Source organism: Superficieibacter electus (assembly GCF_002915575.1).
Classification (GTDB): domain Bacteria; phylum Pseudomonadota; class Gammaproteobacteria; order Enterobacterales; family Enterobacteriaceae; genus Superficieibacter; species Superficieibacter electus.
Window position 1 is genome coordinate 1 of record NZ_PQGD01000085.1, and the last position, 792, is coordinate 792.

The following is a 792-nucleotide window of genomic DNA, read 5'->3' on the forward strand; positions in this document are numbered from 1 at the left end:
GAGGGGATATTCTTCTTTGACCGGTATGTGACGGAGAGCGCGACGCAGACGCTGACGCTGTGTGACGACGTGGCGGGGCTGTCGGACGCGGGCGAGGTGACGTTTAACCCGGGGACGACGACGGGTGGCGAGACGGAGTATGTCAGTGATGTGCATTACCGTGCGCAGATAAGGCCGTCATCGGTGGAGACGCAGGACTACACGTTTAAGGTGCCGGGGTGGCAGGGGTACTACGGGCATGAGGGGGAGTTCCTGAACGGGCAGCGGACGCAGTATGAGATATTCGATTATCCGGGGCGGTTCAAGGACGAGCAGCACGGGAGAAGCTTTGCGCGTTACCAGGCGGAAGGATGGCGTAACAGCGCGGAGCAGGCATCGTGCGTGAGCAACTCGGCGCGGCTGTGGCCGGGGACGAAGTTCACGCTGACGGAGCATCCGTCAGGGGTACTGAACCGGGAGTGGCAGGTGGTGAGCAGCACGCTGTCGGGAGAGCAGCCGCAGGCGCTGCACGGGAGCCGGGGCGAGGGGACGACGCTGGTCAACCATTTCAGCGTGATACCGTCGGACAGGACATGGCGGCCGGTGCCGCAGGCGAAGCCGAGGGTGGACGGCCCGCAGAGCGCGGTGGTGACCGGCCCTGCGGGAGAGGAAATCTTCTGCGACAGGCACGGGCGGGTGCGGGTGAAGTTCAGGTGGGACCGTTATAACCCGGAGAACGAGACGAGTTCGTGCTGGGTGCGGGTGTCGCAGGCGTGGGCGGGGCCGGGATTCGGGAACCTGGCGATACCGCGA

Annotated in this window: 1 protein-coding gene; it reads left to right on the plus strand. The window is 65.2% G+C overall.

Annotation, left to right across the window (positions count from 1 at the left end; all coding sequences use genetic code 11):
- Window positions 1-792 (plus strand): type VI secretion system tip protein TssI/VgrG (gene tssI, locus CHU32_RS27900; protein ID WP_116628782.1); only part of this gene is annotated, 792 nt, incomplete at both ends.